The 17,715-nt window shown below is 65.2% G+C and carries 18 protein-coding genes; 11 read left to right on the top strand and 7 right to left on the bottom strand.

Annotated elements, in window-relative coordinates; translation table 11 throughout:
- Nucleotides 1-2: 2 nt before the first annotated feature.
- Nucleotides 3-851 (bottom strand): flagellar motor stator protein MotA, encoded by an 849-nt coding sequence (gene motA / locus MLE18_RS09740; RefSeq protein ID WP_243438610.1) that lies wholly within the window; start codon nt 849-851, stop codon nt 3-5.
- Complete coding sequence (locus tag MLE18_RS09735) at nt 848-1,459, bottom strand: hypothetical protein (RefSeq protein WP_243438609.1); 612 nt, start codon at nt 1,457-1,459, stop codon at nt 848-850. Before MLE18_RS09735 ends, motA begins: the two co-directional genes overlap by 4 nt.
- A 259-nt stretch (nt 1,460-1,718) precedes the next feature.
- Between MLE18_RS09735 and MLE18_RS09730 the strand changes: the two genes are divergently transcribed.
- From MLE18_RS09730 to MLE18_RS09720, 3 genes are all read left to right on the top strand, one after another.
- Nucleotides 1,719-3,158, top strand: coding sequence for a DNA integrity scanning protein DisA nucleotide-binding domain protein (locus MLE18_RS09730; protein WP_243438608.1), 1,440 nt, complete (start codon nt 1,719-1,721; stop codon nt 3,156-3,158).
- A 2-nt stretch (nt 3,159-3,160) separates the two neighbouring features.
- Nucleotides 3,161-4,039 (top strand): M23 family metallopeptidase, encoded by an 879-nt coding sequence (locus tag MLE18_RS18110; protein ID WP_243438607.1) that lies wholly within the window; start codon nt 3,161-3,163, stop codon nt 4,037-4,039.
- Nucleotides 4,040-4,139: 100 nt separating this feature from the next.
- Nucleotides 4,140-4,421: a hypothetical protein gene (locus MLE18_RS09720; RefSeq protein ID WP_243438606.1), complete on the top strand. Its 282-nt coding sequence runs from the start codon at nt 4,140-4,142 to the stop codon at nt 4,419-4,421.
- A gap of 375 nt (nt 4,422-4,796) precedes the next feature.
- Here the strand turns inward: MLE18_RS09720 and MLE18_RS09715 are convergent, their stop codons facing one another.
- The 3 genes from MLE18_RS09715 to MLE18_RS09705 form a co-directional block, all read right to left on the bottom strand.
- Nucleotides 4,797-5,978, bottom strand: a complete 1,182-nt coding sequence (locus MLE18_RS09715; protein ID WP_243438605.1) for a CgeB family protein — start codon at nt 5,976-5,978, stop codon at nt 4,797-4,799.
- Between the two features lie 149 nt (nt 5,979-6,127).
- Entirely contained in the window at nt 6,128-6,448 is a 321-nt protein-coding gene (locus tag MLE18_RS09710) for a hypothetical protein (protein WP_243438604.1), read from the bottom strand.
- Between the two features lie 7 nt (nt 6,449-6,455).
- A complete protein-coding gene (locus MLE18_RS09705) occupies nt 6,456-6,977 on the bottom strand; it encodes a toxin-antitoxin system YwqK family antitoxin (RefSeq protein WP_243438603.1) in 522 nt (173 codons plus the stop codon).
- Between the two features lie 127 nt (nt 6,978-7,104).
- Between MLE18_RS09705 and MLE18_RS09700 the strand changes: the two genes are divergently transcribed.
- Nucleotides 7,105-7,599 carry a hypothetical protein gene (locus MLE18_RS09700; protein WP_243438602.1) on the top strand — a complete coding sequence of 165 codons (495 nt, stop codon included), beginning with the start codon at nt 7,105-7,107 and terminating at the stop codon, nt 7,597-7,599.
- A gap of 80 nt (nt 7,600-7,679) precedes the next feature.
- On the opposite strand, the gene MLE18_RS09695 is transcribed toward MLE18_RS09700, so the two are convergent.
- Entirely contained in the window at nt 7,680-9,023 is a 1,344-nt protein-coding gene (locus MLE18_RS09695) for a deoxyribodipyrimidine photo-lyase (RefSeq protein ID WP_243438601.1), read from the bottom strand.
- Nucleotides 9,024-9,112: 89 nt separating this feature from the next.
- On the opposite strand from MLE18_RS09695, the gene MLE18_RS09690 reads away from it, so the two are divergent.
- The 3 genes from MLE18_RS09690 (at nt 9,113) to MLE18_RS09680 (ending at nt 11,963) form a co-directional block, all read left to right on the top strand.
- Complete coding sequence (locus MLE18_RS09690; protein ID WP_243438600.1) at nt 9,113-9,604, top strand: YajQ family cyclic di-GMP-binding protein; 492 nt, start codon at nt 9,113-9,115, stop codon at nt 9,602-9,604.
- Between the two features lie 112 nt (nt 9,605-9,716).
- A complete protein-coding gene (locus tag MLE18_RS09685) occupies nt 9,717-10,106 on the top strand; it encodes a hypothetical protein (protein ID WP_243438599.1) in 390 nt (129 codons plus the stop codon).
- Nucleotides 10,107-10,352: 246 nt separating this feature from the next.
- Nucleotides 10,353-11,963, top strand: coding sequence for an SGNH/GDSL hydrolase family protein (locus MLE18_RS09680; protein ID WP_243438598.1), 1,611 nt, complete (start codon nt 10,353-10,355; stop codon nt 11,961-11,963).
- A gap of 206 nt (nt 11,964-12,169) precedes the next feature.
- On the opposite strand, the gene MLE18_RS09675 is transcribed toward MLE18_RS09680, so the two are convergent.
- Entirely contained in the window at nt 12,170-12,829 is a 660-nt protein-coding gene (locus MLE18_RS09675) for a YkgJ family cysteine cluster protein (RefSeq protein ID WP_243438597.1), read from the bottom strand.
- A gap of 322 nt (nt 12,830-13,151) precedes the next feature.
- On the opposite strand from MLE18_RS09675, the gene dsrA reads away from it, so the two are divergent.
- The 4 genes from dsrA to MLE18_RS09655 all read left to right on the top strand — a co-directional run bounded on the left by dsrA (nt 13,152) and on the right by MLE18_RS09655 (nt 17,452).
- Nucleotides 13,152-14,465: a dissimilatory-type sulfite reductase subunit alpha gene (gene dsrA, locus MLE18_RS09670; RefSeq protein WP_243438596.1), complete on the top strand. Its 1,314-nt coding sequence runs from the start codon at nt 13,152-13,154 to the stop codon at nt 14,463-14,465.
- 18 nt (nt 14,466-14,483) lie between these two features.
- Entirely contained in the window at nt 14,484-15,629 is a 1,146-nt protein-coding gene (gene dsrB, locus MLE18_RS09665; protein WP_243438595.1) for a dissimilatory-type sulfite reductase subunit beta, read from the top strand.
- A 59-nt stretch (nt 15,630-15,688) separates the two neighbouring features.
- Nucleotides 15,689-15,928 carry a dissimilatory sulfite reductase D family protein gene (locus MLE18_RS09660; RefSeq protein ID WP_243438594.1) on the top strand — a complete coding sequence of 80 codons (240 nt, stop codon included), beginning with the start codon at nt 15,689-15,691 and terminating at the stop codon, nt 15,926-15,928.
- 117 nt (nt 15,929-16,045) lie between these two features.
- The gene (locus MLE18_RS09655) at nt 16,046-17,452 is read left to right on the top strand and encodes a cobyrinic acid a,c-diamide synthase CobB (protein ID WP_243438593.1); all 1,407 of its coding nucleotides are present in this window, start codon (nt 16,046-16,048) and stop codon (nt 17,450-17,452) included.
- Nucleotides 17,453-17,715 lie beyond the last annotated feature (263 nt).

Raw genomic sequence — 17,715 nt, 5'->3', positions numbered from 1 at the left:
GCTCAGCCCCCGCGGATGATCTGCTCGAGTTCCTCGAAGGTGGGCCGGTAGATGTCCGGCACGGAGCGGCGGCCGAACTCCAGGGCGATCATGGGGGTGGCGCCGTGGGCGGTGGCCGAGATGGTGGCGCGGATGACCCCGAAGAACGCCTCGCGCTCCTGGCTGCGGTTCTCCAGCTTGGTGGCCATGGGGCCCACGAAGCCGTAGCAGAGCAGCACGCCCAGGAAGGTGCCCACGAGCGCCGCGCCGATGGAGTGGCCCAATTCGTCGGGCGGCGCGGTGATCTTCTGCATGGTCAGCACCACGCCCAGCACCGCCGCCACGATGCCCAGGCCCGGAAGGGACTCGGCCACCTTGGAGATGTTCTGGGCGGGCAGGGCGGTCAAGGCGTGCATGGACTCGATGTCCGCGTGCATGATGCCCTCGATCTCGCCGGGTTCGCCCGTGACCAGGTAGACGCGGAACGTGTCGCAGATGAAGCGGATCATCTGCGTGTCGTTCTTGATGTTCTGGTGCCCTGTGAAGATGGCGCTGGCCTCGGGGTGCTCCACGTCGCGCTCCACGCTGGCCAGCCCTTCGCGGCGTATCTTGATGAGCAGCCTGGCCAGCAGGCTCAGAAGCTCGACGTACTGGACCTTGGAGTAGTGCTTGCCGGAGAAGACCTCGCCCAGGTGGTGCAGCACAAGCTTGAGCGAAGTCTTGGTGGACGCGATCAGCAGCGAGCCCATGGCCGCTCCGCCTATGACCAGCAGCTCCGCCGGCTGGAGCAGTACGCCGAACTTGCCCCCTGCGATCCAGTAGCCGCTGGCCACGCAGCCGATGACGACCAGTATGCCAAGTATCGCGATCATTTCGATTCCTCATTGATGCCAAGGCCGGCGCCGCCTGCGGAGGCGATAACGTACGACAGTTCGGCAAGCAGGTTGTCCAGATCGAGGCCGTTGCGGGCCTGTCCGGGGTGGGCGAAGCCGCCCCGCGAGAGGTTGTCGCACCAGTGGGCCAGGGCCGAGACGCCGCAGACCTGGGCGTCCAGGAACTCCAGCGCCTTCTCCATCCGGGAGCCCACGGCGAAGCGCACGAAGCGCGTGCCCAGGAAGAGCGCGTCCTCGCGCCGGACCACGCGCACGATGCGGTTGCTGGTGAACACCGAGAGCACGCCGTAGGGCTGCTCCACGGATGGGTCCCACAGCTTGAGATAGATATGGCAGGCGGCGGCCTCCACGAGGGCCTCCACGCCGGGAAGGGAAGGGTCGACGCACAGGCCGAGCCCCTGGATGGAGATGTCCAGCAGGCGCACGGCCGCTTCCTCGCGTTTGGCTTGAAGGAGCAGGGGCGCGCCGAGCCCGGTCAGGCCGAGGCGGAGCGGAGACAAGTCCGCACAGGGCCATACGGCCATCTGGCGGACGTAGTGGGCGGGAACGCCGATGCGGAAGTCAGCCCTGCGGTTGTCTGAGGTCACGTACGGGCTCCAGCGCGCGGGATGCGCGTCGTGGGAGCGGTAACATGCTGAAAACGCGTCGCGCAAGGCGCATATTGGGCTCCGGGCGAAATTCCCTCCTCCCGGGCGGGGTTGCATAAGGGGGGGCTTTGCCGTAGAGAAAACGGCGCGAAGACGCTTCCGGCCAGGAAAAAGACGCATCTTTCCCGTTGTCACGCCTTTTTTCAGCTCAGAAACGCCTGAGCGCACCTGGCCCCTGCACAGCGCTCGCCGTAGGGCCATGATCCAAAACACCGCCAAGCAGATATCCGCGCGCAACGTGCTGGAAGGGCTCCGCCAGGGCCTGAGCCGGTTTTCCGGCCCGAGCAGGGCCGCGCTCATCATGGCCGAGACCGCGGATTCCCCCCTCACCGTGCACGACCCCGGCAGGCTGTTGCGCGGCCACGAGCCCAAGCTGCAAAAGGTCTTCCTCGAGGACACATCCTGGCGGGACAACGCCCCCGACACCAAGGCCATGAAGCCCTTCGGCCAGACGGCCTGGGTCGATCCGCTGCACCTCACGGGCCTGATCTGCGCGGGCGGCTACTCCCAGCCGCTGTTCTACCAGATATGGTTCACGGAGCTGCACCCCAACATGTGCTCCACAGGCCCCACCCAGCGCTGGCTGGAGCACGCGGTCTGGCTCCTGGCCCACGATTTCGCCTCCGAGGGCGCGTTCTTCACTTCGGCCTCCAAGCACGCCCTGGAGGCCTTCGAGCAGCACGCCGTACGCAACCACCTTTTCGCGGAGATGAGCCGCGAGCTGGGCAGGCCCCCCCAGATGCCGCTCTACCCGATCCTGGAAGCGGTGCTCAACGTCTCCACCACCCGGGAGGAGGGTCAGCGGCCGCTGGGCAAGATGATCTTCATAGAGCCCGCCGACGCCGACCAGGTGCCCTGGCTGGTCCGCTTCCCCGAGAGCGAGCGCCCCTACCTGCGCAACGCCAAGCACGTGCGCAAGCTCCTGCTGGCCGTGGAGCGGTCCCTGCGCCGCCTGGTCAGCGACGGCGAACGGGTGCTTGGCATCAGCGGCCCGGTGAACATGCTGCCCTGCAGGCTCACGGCCGACTTCCAGGACCGTTTCGGCTTCCTGCGCCTTGGGGGCCGCCCTGTGTGCAGCTTCGTGGACGGAGCCTACCACTCCACCACGCGCAAGCCCAACCTGGTGGTGCTCGAAGAGGCCCTGCTCGAGAGCGAGGCCGGGCCGGATGAGGGGCACGACCTCTACCAGATCGTCTGCTCCATCGTGGACGAGGCCCGCAAGGAGGGCTTCGGCTGCACCCTGCTGCTGGACCCCAAGAGCTCCCTGACTCCGCTGGCGGGGCAGCACATGGCCCCGCCCCTCTCCCTGCGGGATCCCCACCACCTCGACCTGGCCAAGTCCCTGGCCAAGCTCGACGGCGCCCTGCACATCACCGGCGGGGGGGACCTGTACGCCTTCGCCTGCCTGCTGGACGGCACCAGCGTCGGCTCCGAGGACCGCTCCCGGGGGGCTCGCTTCAATTCCGCCCTGCGCTTCACGGCCATGCACCCCGGAGTGTTGGCCGTGGTCGTCTCCGCGGACGCGCCCGTGTTCTGCTTCCAGGACGGGGTGCAGCTCAACGCCGTATGCGAGCTTCAGCACGACTGCGAGCTGGACCTTGACCCTCCCACCCTTGAAAAATGGCTGGAGGGGCAATAGCCGTGGCTTCGTCGTATGTGCTTTTCCGGCGTACCGCCGACGGCAGGCTCCGCCACGGCCTGCGCGTCCCCTGCTGGCTGCCCTGGGCTTTTCTTGCCCTGGCCGCGGCAGGAGCCGCGCATCTGCTGCTGCGTCTGCCGGAGATCGGACAGCTGCACCTGCTGCGCATGAACGTCCAGGCCGCCAGGCAGGAGCGCGCCCAGGAGCGCGCCGCGCTGCTGGCCCTCAACGAGCGCCTCTCCAGGCTGCGCCAGGATGTCGAGCCCGTGGCCGGGCTCAACGGCAAGCTGGCCTCCGTGACTGGCCTGGCCGGGGCCGAGGCCCAGCAAAGGCCTATGGGCAGCGCCGGCATAGTGGAGGGCGGCGTGGGCACCGAGCGGCGCCTCGCCCGCCAACTGGCGGCCCAGGCCCGCGCCCTGGTGGAGGAGGTTGCCTTCCAGGAGGGGAGGCAGCGCCAGTTGGCCTCCATCCTGCGCGAGCGCGCCCTTGAATTCGCCGCCAGGCCCTCCATCTGGCCGGTGCGCGGCACCATCAACTCCGATTTCGGCTACCGCTACATGGCCCGCTCCCGCGAGTATCACAAGGGAGTGGACATCGGCGTGCCTTACGGCTCGCAGATCGTGGCCCCGGCCGACGGCAAGGTTGTCTCGGTGGGCTACGAATCCGGCTATGGGCTCATGGTGGTCATCGAGCACCGCCACGGGCTGAGCACCGTCTACGCCCACCTCAAGTCCGCCGAGGTGGAGGAGGGCGACGAGGTCAAGCGCGGCACCCCCATCGCCCACTCGGGCATGAGCGGGCGCACCACCGGCTCCCACCTGCACTATGAGGTCCGCCAGGCCGGCAACCAGTTGGACCCCATGAACTTCATGCTCAATTAAGCTTTTGTCACCTTGCGCGGAAGCGATGGACGCCCATGCGCCGCCTCGGATAATGTCCTGTTTTCAAACGGACATCCTTCCATACGCATAGGTTCACATGATGAAGAAAATTCTTTTGGCGTCCGCCCTGCTGTTTGTGCTCGCTGGGTGCGGGAAATACGAAGTCTACGAGCGCAACATGCATTACGTCACCTCGGAAACGCTCCAGGCCGAGAAATCCGCCGTGACGGAGCGCTACGAGAAAGCCAGGGCCGAGCTGACCCGCGCCGAGGCCACCGGCAACTTCGAGGTGATCCGCCCCGCCGAGGCCAACTTCAGGGACGCGCAAAAACAGCTGAAAGTCATCGAGGACGAGGAGCGCCGCCGCGCGCGCGGCTGGTAGGACTGCAACTCAGGCTCGCAACGATGAAGGCCCGCTTCGGCGGGCCTTCTGTTTTTGGTAGGTCCGGGAGGAGAAGAGCCTCCGGCGGGCAGAGAGGGCGCTGCCCTCTCCGCACTCTCCCGCCAAAGGAACTTCGTTCCTTCGGAATCCTTCTTCGCTTCGCGTCGCGGGCGTCAATCTCGGCACTGGGGGAGGCTCGAGGTGATTGGCGAAAATGGATTGGAGTCTTGCCGTCCATCCAAGGCCACCCGGCAAGATGATACGGTTCATCGCGGAGATCTGAAAATTGAGCGGCAGATCGACGCGAAGCGGGATGGGAGTCCAGAGGGCCGAAGGCCCTTTGGCCGCCGGAGGCGCTCCTCCCGTCTCATTCCCTCAGGCGTACCTGCGCCGCATCACCTTCAGCACAGCTTTCATCCGGTGGGTGTAGTCGTGCTCCGCCAGCACGCGGCGGCGGGCGGCGCCGGCGATCCGTTGCCGCTCCCCGGGGTGGGCCAGGTAGTGCCGGGCCATGCCCGCCACCTCGCCGGGGTGACCGTAGCAGACGACCTCGACGCCCGGCTCGAACAACCCGGACAGCTGCTCGCGCTCGTCCGTAAGCAGGAAGGCCCCGCAGGCGGGCACGTCGAACACGCGCTGGTTCACCGCGCCCTTCATCTGCAGGCTGGTGGCGTTGAAGTTCAGGCCGCTGCCCGCGTAGAACCCCGGCAGGCCGCGGGCGTAGTCCAGCGGTCCGGCCAGACGCCAGTCCGATCCGGGCGAGGGGGGCGGCAGCAGCGTCCGCCAGCCGTCGTCCCCGGCCAGCAGGGGGCCGCAGGGCAGCAGCGCGCGCACCCGCTCCAGGCGGTAGAGCCGGGTGGCCTCCCAGGTGAGCAGCTGCTCCAGGTCCAGCCGGGGCTGGCCCGGAGGCAGGGCCTCCCAGGCGGCGGACAGGGCCGGGGCCTCGGCGCGCATGAACTCCAGGGCCGAGCGCGCCGGGGAGGCCGCGAAATCCGGGGCCAGGGCCAGGGCCAGGTCCCGGGCCTGGCGATGGCGGGAGAGGCTGCGGCGCAGGCGCTCCACGGGCCGGAGCATGGAGTCCCCCACAAAGCTCGCGCCTCCCTCGGGAGCGTGGGCGGGCGCGGGTGAGGCTGCGGCGTCCGGGCGGAAGAGCGATGTGTCTGTGGCCAGGGGCAGGTAGCGCACGTTCTCGAAGCCCTGGGCCTCCAGGGGGGCAACGGTGTCCGCGTCCCAGGTGAAGACCTGGCACCAGGGGCTTGGCTGATTGGGGAAGTCGTGCAGGATGAGGCGGGGGCTGTCCACGAACCAGGAGGCCAGGGGCAGGGCCATGCGCCCGAATATTTCCAGGAGCGCGCCCCGGCTGTCCAGGCCCAGGTGGTTCACGGTGACGGCGAAGTCCGGCGAGAAGGCCGCCACGGCTCCCAGCAGGGATTCCACGAAGGCGGTGCTGCCCAGGCCGCCTTGGGGCAGCTCGAGCTGATGGGAGGGCCAGCCCAGCCGGTCGCAGGCCGAGACGATGTCGCGCTGAAGAAAGTAGCCGCTGGTGAAGATCAGCACGCGCGGCGCCGCGTTGCGGAAACGCGGCCTGCGCACCCGCGCCCAGAAAGAGTCCGCTCCGGGCGGGGGGGCGGTCGGGGAGCCGGAAACAGCGGCGGCCGCCGGGACCTCTCCCGGAGGCGCGGATGGAACTGCTGGCATGGCGCCGATCAGCGCGAGGACTTGCTTTTGGTCTTGTGCGGCTCGGCCTTCTGGGCCTTGTCCGCCTCGCGTTTCTTCTGCAATTCTGCAATCTTGGCATTGAGGGCGTCCACCTGCTGCTTCTGCTGCGCCCCGGCCTTCTGCATGCGCTGTTCGCACTGGTTCTTCAGGTCGGCCTCGCGGGCGGCCATGTCGTCCTTGATCTTCTTGATCTCGGCCTCCTGGGCCGCGATGAGCTGGTTCTTGGCGGCGATCTGCTTCTTGAGATCGTCGCTGGAACAACCGGAGAGCAGCAGGGCGGCTGCGAATGCGATCAGGATGCTTCTCATGGCGTACCTACTTGTTTTTCTGCGTCAAAACGCCTTGATCGTAGACCTCGTCGCGCACCAGTTTGCCCGAGGCGTCGAATTCGCGGAGCGGTCCCTGGAGCTTGCCCCCCTGGAAACCGACCTCGGAGCGGAGCTTGCCGTCCTCGTCCCAGAGGCGCGCGCGTTCGGAGAACTTCCTGCCGCCCCGGAAGACGGCGACGGTCTCCTCCTCCAGGCGGCCGTTCTCCTGGTAGCGGCGGATGGTCCAGGTGTCGGCGGCCACCGCAACCTCCTCGGCGAGCTGCCCGCCCTCATACCAGAGCTTGCTGCTTGCCAGCTTGCCTCCCTGGTAGTGGGCCTCCAGACGGGGCTGGCCGGACTGGTGCAGGTCCTGCACGAGGCCGGTGTAGGGCGCGCTCTCCCCAGACCTGTAGACCAGTCCGCCGCGCTCTTCCATCTCGTAGGGGGAGGCCCCGGACTGGGCGACCGCCACGGACAGGGACCAGCCCACGGCCGCTATGGCCAGCAGTACTGCGAACAGGATGCGCATCCCTGACGTATTACTCCCAAGGGGATTTCGCTGGCAAGAGCCAAGCCCTGCTTGCTTTCGATCCGCGTTGACATTAGCGTGCTTTCCGGCATGGAGCCATCCGTGACCATGAGGAGTCAACAAGTTCATGATCGTTCCCAAGGTGCATAAACGAGAGAAGTCCACCTCGTTCTTTTCGCCCCACCGCAGCGACCTCGTGGTGGTGGGCATCTGGATTCTGAGCCTCGTCCCGGCGTTTCTGATCTCGGTGTTCAAGAAGGATCCCCTTTACGCCTCGATCATCACCGTGGTCATCCAGTTCCTGGCCTCGTTCGGGTCCATCACCCTGTTCGGCGTCATCAGCCAGCTGATCTGCTACCGCTACGTTGAGTCCTCCAAGGTGCACGACCGCATGATGGACGGCCTGTTCTACGGCTTCCACGCGGGCATGGTCGCCTGGATACTCTACGCCTCCTTCCACATCCTCTTCGGCAAGCGCACCGTGGGCGAGATCAACGCGCTCATAGGCTTCTTCGGCTTCACCTGCATCGTGAGCTGCATCGCCGGCATCCTGTTCGGCTTCATCTTCGGCAGGCTTGAGGACCGGCGCAGGGCCAAGGGCACGGGCGCGCTGCCCCAGTAGCCCGCAGGCGGCGAGATTCGAAGGCCCGGACGCGTCCTGCGCGTCCGGGCCTTTTTCTGTGTGCAGGGAGGGCGGGAGGGTCAGCCCAGGATGCGCTCCACATAGCCCTGGATGTCAAACTTGCGGCGCAGGCCGGCGAAGTTCATGTAGCGCACCTGGCCGAACACGGGGCGCTCCGACCAGGGGCGGTCGTGCACGCCGCCGATGGCCCAGGCGATGCCCGCGTAGCCGTTGGGGTCGCGGCCGTCCAGGCTGTGCCGGTCGTTGAAGGCCACGGCCAGGGCCATGGCCGTGGCGGGGTCCGGCGTCCATTCCAGAATCTTCTTGGCCCAGTACATGCGCATGTAGCCGTGCATCTTGCCGGTGCGCACCATTTCCAACTGCGCCGCGTTCCAGGCCGGGTCGAGCGTCCGGCCCTGCTCCAGTTCGTCCGCGGAGTAGAGCGCGGGGCGCGGGTCGGCGGCGTGCTTTTCCAGGGTGCGGGCGGCCCACTGGGGGAAGCAGGCCGTGGAGTCGTAGTCCTGGTGGTGCAGGCAGAAGTTGTCGGCCAGCTCCCGGCGCACGATGAGCTCCTCCAGGAAGGCCTCTTTGTCCGGGGCGGGCGCGCCGGAGGAGCCCACGGCCAGGGCCACGCGCTGGGCCGAGAGCATCCCGAAGTGCAGCCAGGGCGACAGGCCGGACTGGCCGTCCCTGGCCGGGTCGTTTCGGTTCTCGGCGTAGCCGTGCAGGCCATGGGCCAGGAAGTGCTCCAGGGCGTCCTGACCGGCGCGTTCGCCAGGGGCGAATCCGCCGGGGATGGGCGTCGCGCGGGCCTTGCCGAAAGCCTCCGCGATCTCCCCGGCGCTGCGGCCGAGGCCGGGGGGGACGCCGGGCGCGGGCTGCCCGGGGGGCTCTGGGAAGTCCGTGAGGAATTCCGGCAGCAGGCGGTGGATCTTGGGGCGGATGGTGCGGGCCATATACTCGGGCTTGTCCGAGGCCGTGAAGCAGGGGACCACGTTGCGGGCGTCCGCCTCGTGCAGGGGGCAGGGCAGGGCGGAGGCGGCCCGGGCGAGCCAGGCGCGCTTGTGGCGCAGAGGGTCGAAGTCCGCCACCACCGCGGAGGCGTCCAGGGCGAGGGCCAGGCGGACGATTTCGGACGGGGGGTCGCCCAGCAGGCGCAGCAGGGGGATGCCCCGGGCGGCCATGTCGAGCTGCAGGGTGTCCAGGCCCTCCATGAGGAAACGGAAGTGCGCGGCCTCCGCCCCGGGGTAGGCCGGGTCCAGGCAGTGGGCGCTGACCAGCGGCACGCCAAGGCCCTGGGCCAGCTCCCAGGCGTGGAGCAGGGACCAGTTGTCCCGCAGGCGGTGGTCGCGGTGCATCCAGTGCAGCACCGGCCCCCGCCCTCCCGGAGTACGGGAGAGGATGCGCCCGCGCCGCGCGGTCATCCGCCCCGCGCCCCTCGGGGTTGCAAAGCGTTGCGACTGTCTGTAGATAATGCGATCATACGGCATCCCCGCCAATACAGGAGAATTTCATGCCTTCTTTCGACGCAGTCAGCAAGGTCGATCTTCAGGAAGTGGATAACGCCGTGAACAACACGGTCAAGGAGATCGCCACCCGTTTCGACTTCCGCGGGTCCAAGACCGAGGTGAGCCTGAACAAGAAGGACAAGGTCATCGTGGTCACCACGGAGAGCGATATGCGCGCCAAGGCCGTGCGCGACATGCTCATCGGCAACCTGGTCAAACGCAAGGTGGACACCCGCTCCGTCGAGTTCGGCGAGGTCAAGCCCGCTGGCGGTTCAACCGTGCGCCTTGAGGCCAAGATCACGGAAGGCATCGACAAGGACACGGCCAAGAAGATCGTGGCCTTGATCAAGGAGTCCAAGATCAAGGTCCAGGCCCAGATCATGGACGACATGGTCCGCGTCACCGGCAAGAAGATCGACGACCTCCAGGCCGTCATCCAGCTCCTGGGCGGCAAGGAGCTGCCCACCCCCCTGCAGTACATAAACATGAAAAGCTGAAACAGAGGTCACCATGCACCACCCCTTTTCGTTCGCGAACCTTGCGTATTTGGCCCTGACGTTGCTGATGGCAGCATCCCTTGGCGGTTGCGCGAATCAGGCGGGAAAAGGAGTGACCTACGGGTTCGACCGGCCCATGACCCTGGGTGAGTTCTACGGTTTTTGCTGGCCTGCCCAGGTCAACACCAACTGCATGGACGACGGCCTCTGCCGTGACTTCCAGAGCTATCTCGCCCAGGAGCACGCCGACAAGGCCGACTGCATCAAGGGCTGCAACGAGATGCAGCTGGCCAAGTGGCGTCAGTACAACATGTACGGCTGCGAGTCGGCCATCAACAACGCCACGGACTGGTGCGAGAAGTACTGCCGCATGTACTTCGACTTCGGGCCGCCCAGCGACCCGGCGGTGCAGAAGGCCAACGCGGCGGTGCGTCCCGACCCGGGGCCGAACCCCATGATCGATCCCGGGCTTGGGCAGATGGCCCCGCAGAAGCCTCAATAGGCGGTCCGGGCTTCAGAATGGCCGGAGCAGGCGGGGCGGAGACTCTGCCCTGCCGGCAATGACGTGGCCCGTCCAGCCCCCGCGTTGCCCCCTTTGCAGCCGTTCCTTGCCCGGAGTCTGGCAGGGGGGATGCGCTGCGGTGGGCATCATGCACAGTGTATTGTTATATTCCCAATGAGCAAGCCGATATCGTTATTGTCCATAAGCGTTTTCCTGGCTGTCCTGTACTCGTGCCTGGGGGTTGAGGTGGCGGAACGGCTGGGGTTTCATCTACTCAACATCCAGCCCGTACCTGCCTTTTTCAAAAACGTTCCCGGCAATCATGTTCCGAACAGGACCGCCCGGGCCTATTGGGCTCCGTCGCTCCCCTATATCTATTCCATTGATCCCCAGGGCTTTCGTTCCAACGGAACCACACAGGGCAACGATTCCGGACAGGATGTGCTCTGCCTCGGCGACTCTTACACCTTTGGGATATCGGTCAACGATACGGAAACGTTTCCGGCAATCCTCGGCAGCTTGCTTCAGGGGTCTGATGTATTTCGAGGCGTAAAGGTCGTCAATGCCGGATCAGCTGGCGCTGGTATTGAAGATCATCTTCTGTATTACCTTGATAAAGGCAGGAGCATCAAAAAGAAGCTCGTTGTTTTGCAGTTCAATTTGTTCGACATTGACTTTTTGAAGCGTGGGCACGCGTATAAATCAAAGGCTGTTGCCCGTGAGTATGTGCGCGTCAAGGATGACTTGCTATTCAACGAGATGGCCACCGCTGTTTTCAAACGGCTGAATCAAATCCCCTGGTACCACCACATTGAAAAATACATTTCCAATCCGAGCCCAACGTCGCAGCTGGCCGATCCGGCAGTTGCCTGGCTCGGGTACAAGCCGCTCGAGCTGAGTGAGGAAGCCAAGGCGCTGCTCAGTGATCGGAATGCGATGGCTGATGAGTCGCGCATAGATACAATCAGCACTGTATGGCGGCGATATCTTGATATTGTGAAGCGCATTCACCGCGCCGCGCTTGACGACGGGGCTGATTTCTTGCTCGTAATCGTGCCCGACGTGACACAGATATACACGTATGCCAACGCTCCGAGCGCCGTCATACCCGCTTTTTGCGAGCTCAACGGCATCAAGTACATCGATTTGACCCCGATGTTCCGGTCGATGCACATGAACCACGGGGAAGCGCCGTTTTTTGATCCTGAGGATTTTCACTGCAACCCGCTGGGCAACTCCGCAATTGCCGCTTCGGTTCTGGCGCGCATGCGCAAGGATGCGGACGGAATTTTGTCGTTCAGCAGGAACGGCCCCTATCTCCGGTATGATTCGCCCGTGGGCGTGGCGATTACCGTAGAAGAGAATGGCGTTTTGACGTTCCCGGCGAATGACGTGGTGGAACTGGTGCATGGAGCCGGCCAGAATCTGATTGTCACCCCGGAAGCGGGTGGCGACGTCAAGCTGATGGGCGCGAGGTTGTCTGTCGCGGCCAATGCCCGGCTGCGGCTCGTTTTCAAGGCCAAACAGCCACTGGAAAAGGTTGCGGCCGTATTCTATCCCCATCTTCGTGATGATGACCGAGTATCGAATGTCGTCGAGGTTGAGTTGCGCTCGGGCGGGGCGGCCTCGCGGTTCTCCACGTCGCAAAGCCGGAAGGCGCGCGCATGGACGACGATGGAGAACGAAGCCGCTCTGGAGTGCCCGATGAAACCCACGGACCAGGAGTTCGAGGTCAACCTTGCGTTCCTGGGGAGGAGCGGGATTCTCTCCGAGGACGCGCACGAAAGCACCCCGAGGCGCTTCGAGCTTTATCTGTATCCGGTCAAGCCGCGGCTCGGCCCGGACTGGGTGCAATAGGGGCGTACCTTCGGTCGCCCAGGTGTGGCATGCCGCGCCCCGTTGAGCTAAGAGCAGGCCGCCCTCATTTATCTGGAAGGGCCTGCCGCGGGGGGCTGCTTGGGGTGTCAGGTCCGGCTTTGGCCGGTCCCGTATCTGAGGCGGGATGATTGAGCAGGGCGGCGCATGTGGCGGTTAGGGACGGGCGATGCCCGGCCCCCCTCCGCTCACTTGGGGGCTTTGACGGCGAATGGGATGCAGAGCTGGGCCAGGCTGCGGCCGAAGTAGAAATCCAGCTCCTGTTGAGGCAGGGCCGTGCGCGCGGCGAAGGCCTCGCGGAAGCGCCGTTCGGCCTCAGTGAGGGCCTCCAGTTCCCGGGCGGCGATACGGTCGCCGTGAGCGGCGGCGCGGGCCAAGGCCGTGGTTGTGGCTGCCGGGAAGCTCTCCTCGTGGAAGGAGACGACCTCCCAGAGGCTGCCGCGCGTGTCCACGATGTGGGCGCGGGTCAGGCGGTCCCTGGCGTAGAGGGCCTCGATGGCGGCTGTGTCCTGGCAGTAGAGGGCGCGGCACTCTGCCGGGCGGGTTTCGTGGATCAGGCAGGCCGAGCCTTCGGGGGCGTAGAAACGGCAGGCGAAGGCGTTGGCTCCTGGCTGTACGCCTGGCTCGTGCGGGTTCCAGGCTACTTTGACCAGTTCGCTGTGCAGGGTGGTCATCACCTGGGCCACGTTGTCGAAGGCGGGCTCCCCGGCGCGCAGCGTGACCAGGTGGGCCCGTGTCAGCGTGCCTGCGGCGATCAGGGGCAGGTCCTCCAGATGGAGGGCGGGGCCGCCGCGCAGGCAGCAGGCTCCGCAACGGAGGCATTCGGGGGGGCTTTTCGGGGTGCTCATAATTTGTGAAAAATATAACTATTTAAACCCTCCCAGGCAAGCCTAAATGCCCCTAAACCCCCGATGTGAACGGGCATCTGGAATTTTGCTTTGCAGCCCGGGAGAAAGCATGTTAGAAAGTTCACGCGCGTGGATTATTGGGATGATCGACAATTTTCTCGGACTATCCATCTGCTTTGTCCATCCCCATGAAATGGCCGCGCCATGCGTCCGGCAGCGGGCGTGTGGTATGTTCGCGTCGGGAAAACGTCGCATCCGCAAGGGCGGGGCGCGATTTTCGTAAACAGGGCTGTAACTCTTACAACTCTTTTTGGAGGAACACATGGCGAAACACCCGACCCCGTTGCTGGACCAGCTTGAGAGCGGTCCGTGGCCCAGCTTCGTCTCTGACATGAAGCATGCCGCGGAGCTCCGCCACACCAACCCCCGCGGCTTTGAACAGCAGGTTCCCGTCGATGTCATCGACGATCTGCTGGGCCTGCTGGAAATGTCCTACGAGGACGGCACCACCCACTGGAAGCATGGCGGCATCGTGGGCGTGTTCGGCTACGGCGGCGGCGTCATCGGCCGCTATTGCGACCAGCCCGAAAAGTTTCCCGGCGTGGCCCACTTCCACACCGTGCGTCTGGCTCAGCCCTCCGGCCTGTTCTACACGGCCGAGTACATGGAGAAGCTGTGCGACCTGTGGGACTTCCGCGGCTCCGGCATGACCAACATGCACGGCTCCACCGGCGACATCATCTGGTTGGGCACCACCACCCCTCAGCTTGAAGAAATCTTCTACGAGCTGACCCACACCTACAACCAGGACCTGGGCGGCTCCGGCTCCAACCTGCGTACCCCGGCCTGCTGCATGGGCATGTCCCGCTGCGAATACGCTTGCTACGACACCCAGCTCATGTGCCACACGCTGACCAACGAATACCAGGACATGCTGCACCGCCCGCAGTTCCCCTACAAGTTCAAGTTCAAGTTTGACGGCTGCCCCAACGGCTGCGTGGCCGCCATCGCCCGCTCCGACTTCTCCATCATCGGCACCTGGAAGGACGACATCAAGATCGACCAGGCCGCTGTGAAGGCCTACGTCGGCGGCGAGATTCCCCCCAACGCCGGCGCCCACGCCGGTCGCGACTGGGGCAAGTTCGACATCCAGAAGGAAGTCATCGGCCTGTGCCCCACCCAGTGCATGAAGTACGAGGGCGGCAAGCTCGAGATCGACACCAAGAACTGCTACCGCTGCATGCACTGCATCAACGTCATGCCCAAGGCCCTGCGCATCGGTGACGAGCGCGGCGCCTCCATCCTCATCGGCGCCAAGGCCCCCATTCTCGACGGCGCCCAGATGAGCTCCCTGCTCGTGCCCTTCATCCCGGCGGACGATCCGTTCGACGAGATCAAGGAAGTCATCGAGTCCATTTGGGACTGGTGGATGGACGAAGGCAAGAACCGCGAGCGCCTGGGTGAAACCCTGAAGCGCCTCGGCTTCCAGAAGGCTCTGGAAGTGTGCGGCATCACGCCTGTGGCCCAGCATGTCAAGGAGCCCCGCACCAACCCCTACATCTTCTGGAAGGAAGATGAGGTTCCCGGCGGCTGGACCCGTGACATCAACGAGTACCGCAAACTGCATCAGCGCTAAAACAAGGGGGAACAAAACATGGCGTTCGTCTCTTCTGGATACAATCCCGCGAAGCCCATGGAGAACCGCATCTCCGACATCGGACCCCGGTTCTTCAAGGATTTCCTGCCTCCGGTTCTTGAGAAAAACTATGGCAAGTGGGTCTCCCACGAAATCCTCGAGCCCGGCCTGCTGGTGCACGAGGCCGAGTCCGGCGACAAGGTGTTCACCGTCCGCGCCGGTACCGCCCGCCTGGTGTCCACCGAGTACATCCGCGAGATCTGCGAGATCGCGAAGAAGTACGCCGACGGCTACATGCGTTGGACCACCCGCAACAACATCGAGTTCATGACGACCTCCTTGGAGACCGCCAAGGCCATGAAGGCCGACCTGAACTCCCGCAAGTTCGCCGCGGGTTCCTACAAGTTCCCCGTTGGCGGCACCGGCGCCTCGATCTCCAACATCGTGCACACCCAGGGCTGGATCCACTGCCACACCCCGGCCACCGACGCCTCGGGCACCGTGAAGGTGATCATGGACGAACTCTTCGAAGAGTTCACCAACATGCGCATGCCCGCCATTGTGCGCGTGGCCGTGGCCTGCTGCCTGAACATGTGCGGCGCCTGCCACTGCTCGGACCTCGCCGTTGTCGGCTTCCACCGCAAGCCCCCCATCGTCGACCACGAGTACCTGGACAACATGTGCGAAATCCCCCTGGCCATCGCCTCCTGCCCCACCGGCGCCCTGAAGCCCGGCAAGCATGACCTGGGCGAAAAGAAGGTCAACACCATCCTGGTCAACCAGGAGCGCTGCATGTACTGCGGCAACTGCTACACCATGTGCCCCTCGCTGCCCCTTTCCGACAAGGAAGGCGACGGCGTGATCATCATGGTCGGCGGCAAGGTGTCCAACAGGATTTCCATGCCCAAGTTCTCCAAGGTCGCCGTGGCCTTCATCCCCAACGAGCCTCCCCGCTGGCCGACGCTGGCCAAGGTGTGCAAGAAGATCATCGAGGTCTACGCCGCCGAAGCCAACAAGTACGAGCGCCTGGGCGATTGGGCCGAGCGCATCGGTTGGGAGAGCTTCTTCGAGAAGTGTGAGCTGGACTTCACCCACCACCTGATCGACGACTTCCGCGATCCGGCGTACTTCACCTGGCGTCAGTCCACCAACTTCAAGTTCTAAGACGACAAACCCGGGGGTGCGGACCTTGTCCGCGCCCCCGGCTCTAAACGAGGTGATTCATGGATGATGCCGAAGCCAAAGCCTTGATCGTCGAAACCCTGAAGTCCAAGACCAACAAGTCCAAGTTCTACCTGAAGGACTTCTACGCCTTCCTTCCCGACATGAAGAAGATGGCGGTTTCCAAGCTGGTGAACACCATGGTTGCCGAGGGCACCCTGGAATATTGGTCCTCGGGCTCCACCACCATGATCGGCCTCAAGGGCGCTGGCAAGCAGCACGCCACCGAAGAAGGCGAATAGCCCGTTCGGGACTCCTAACTTTTTCCCGTCCCATGCGCCTCTTCCCCTTGGACTCCTGCCCACGGGGAAGATGGCGTGGGGCGTGAGCCTCTGGGGCCTGGGCGCTCCACACCCCACATGATTTCCATCCCCCGCCTTGTCCTGGCCGGCCTGTCCGGCGGTTCCGGTAAGACCATCGTCTCTCTGGGGCTCACCCGCGCCTGGGTGAACCAGGGCCTGCGCGTCGCCCCCTTCAAGAAAGGCCCCGACTACATCGACGCGGCCTGGCTCTCGCTTTCCGCCCGAACCCCGGCCTGCAACCTGGACCCCTTCCTCTTCTCGGACGACGTGCTCCTGGGCCTCTTCGCCCAGAAGGCCGCCCAGGCCGACCTGGCCTTCGTTGAAGGCAACCGCGGCCTCTTCGACGGCGGCGACGCCCTGGGCTCCTATTCCACCAGCCAGTTGGCCCGCAAGCTCGCTGCCCCGCTGGTTCTGGTCATCGACGCCACCAAGATGACCCGCACGGCTGCGGCCATCGTGCAGGGCTGCGCGAATTTCGAACCCGACTCTGGCTTGGCGGGCGTCATCCTGAACCGCACCGCGGGCGAGCGCCATCGCCGGATCCTGCGCGAGGCCATCGAGCAGTACACCGACGTGCCCGTGCTGGGCACGCTGCCCAAGCTGCGCGAGAACCCCATCCCCGAGCGGCACATGGGGCTCATCTCCAACCGCGAGTACGAAGGCCAGGAGGCCATCCTCGAAGGCATCGCCAAGGTCATGGCCGACAACTGCGACCTTCCGCGCCTGCTCGGCATCGCACGCGCCGCACCGCATCTGGCCGTGCCCCGGGGCGATATCTGGCCCGCCCGGGCCGATGGGCAGGCCCCTCGCATCGGTTACGTCCTGGATGCCGCGCTGTGGTTCTACTACCAGGAGAACCTGGAGGCCTTGAGCCGGGCCGGGGCCGAGCTCGTGGAGGTCAGCCTGCTTTCCGCCGACCCCTGGCCGGAGCTGGACGGCCTCTATCTGGGCGGCGGGTTCCCCGAGACCCAGGCCCAGGCCCTGGCGGACAACATTTCCGTGCGCACCAGGGTGCGCACCCTGTCGGAGTCCGGCGCGCCTATTTACGCCGAATGCGGCGGGTTCATGTATCTCTGCGAGGAGCTGCACACCGAGGGGGCCATCTACCCCATGGCCGGGGTCTTCCCGTTGGCCACAACGCTGTGCGCCCGCCCGCAGGGCCTGGGGTACGCCGAGGCCACCGTGGTGGCGCGGAACACCTTCCATCCGGTCGGGGCCGTGCTTCGCGGCCACGAGTTCCACTACTCCAAGTGCCTGGCCCAGTCGCGCTACACCGGGCACGGCGAGTCGCCCGTGCTGGCACTGCGCATGGAGCGGGGGGCGGGGATGCTGGAGGGGATGGACGGCGCGGTGAGCGGCAATACCTTCGCGGCGTACACGCATATTCACGCCCTGGGGGTGCCCCATTGGGCGGAGAATTTTGTGCGCGCGGCGGCCGCGTTCAGGGCCGGACGGCCTGGCTGAAGAAAACGGCGGCCTCCGGGTTCGGTTTGCCCCGCATGAGGGGCGGTGGCGTTTTTTTCATGGTTGCCTGATATTACGCTGAGTAGATGCCGCCGGCGGCCAAAGGGCCTTCGGCCCTCTGGACTCCCATTCCGCTTCGCTCCCGTATCGCCCGCCCGTCCTGTATCGTGGCTTTCCGTCAGCACTGGTAGGTTCAAACGCCAGCCCGACGTGCCTGCGGGGCGGGGTACGCCGATATATTTGAAGAATATCGGCGTACCCCG

Origin of the sequence: Fundidesulfovibrio soli (assembly GCF_022808695.1) — a bacterium.
GTDB classification, from domain to species: Bacteria; Desulfobacterota; Desulfovibrionia; order Desulfovibrionales; family Desulfovibrionaceae; genus Fundidesulfovibrio; species Fundidesulfovibrio soli.
The sequence above is the reverse complement of the archived record's forward strand: the minus strand, read 5'-3'. Positions and strand labels throughout refer to the sequence as shown.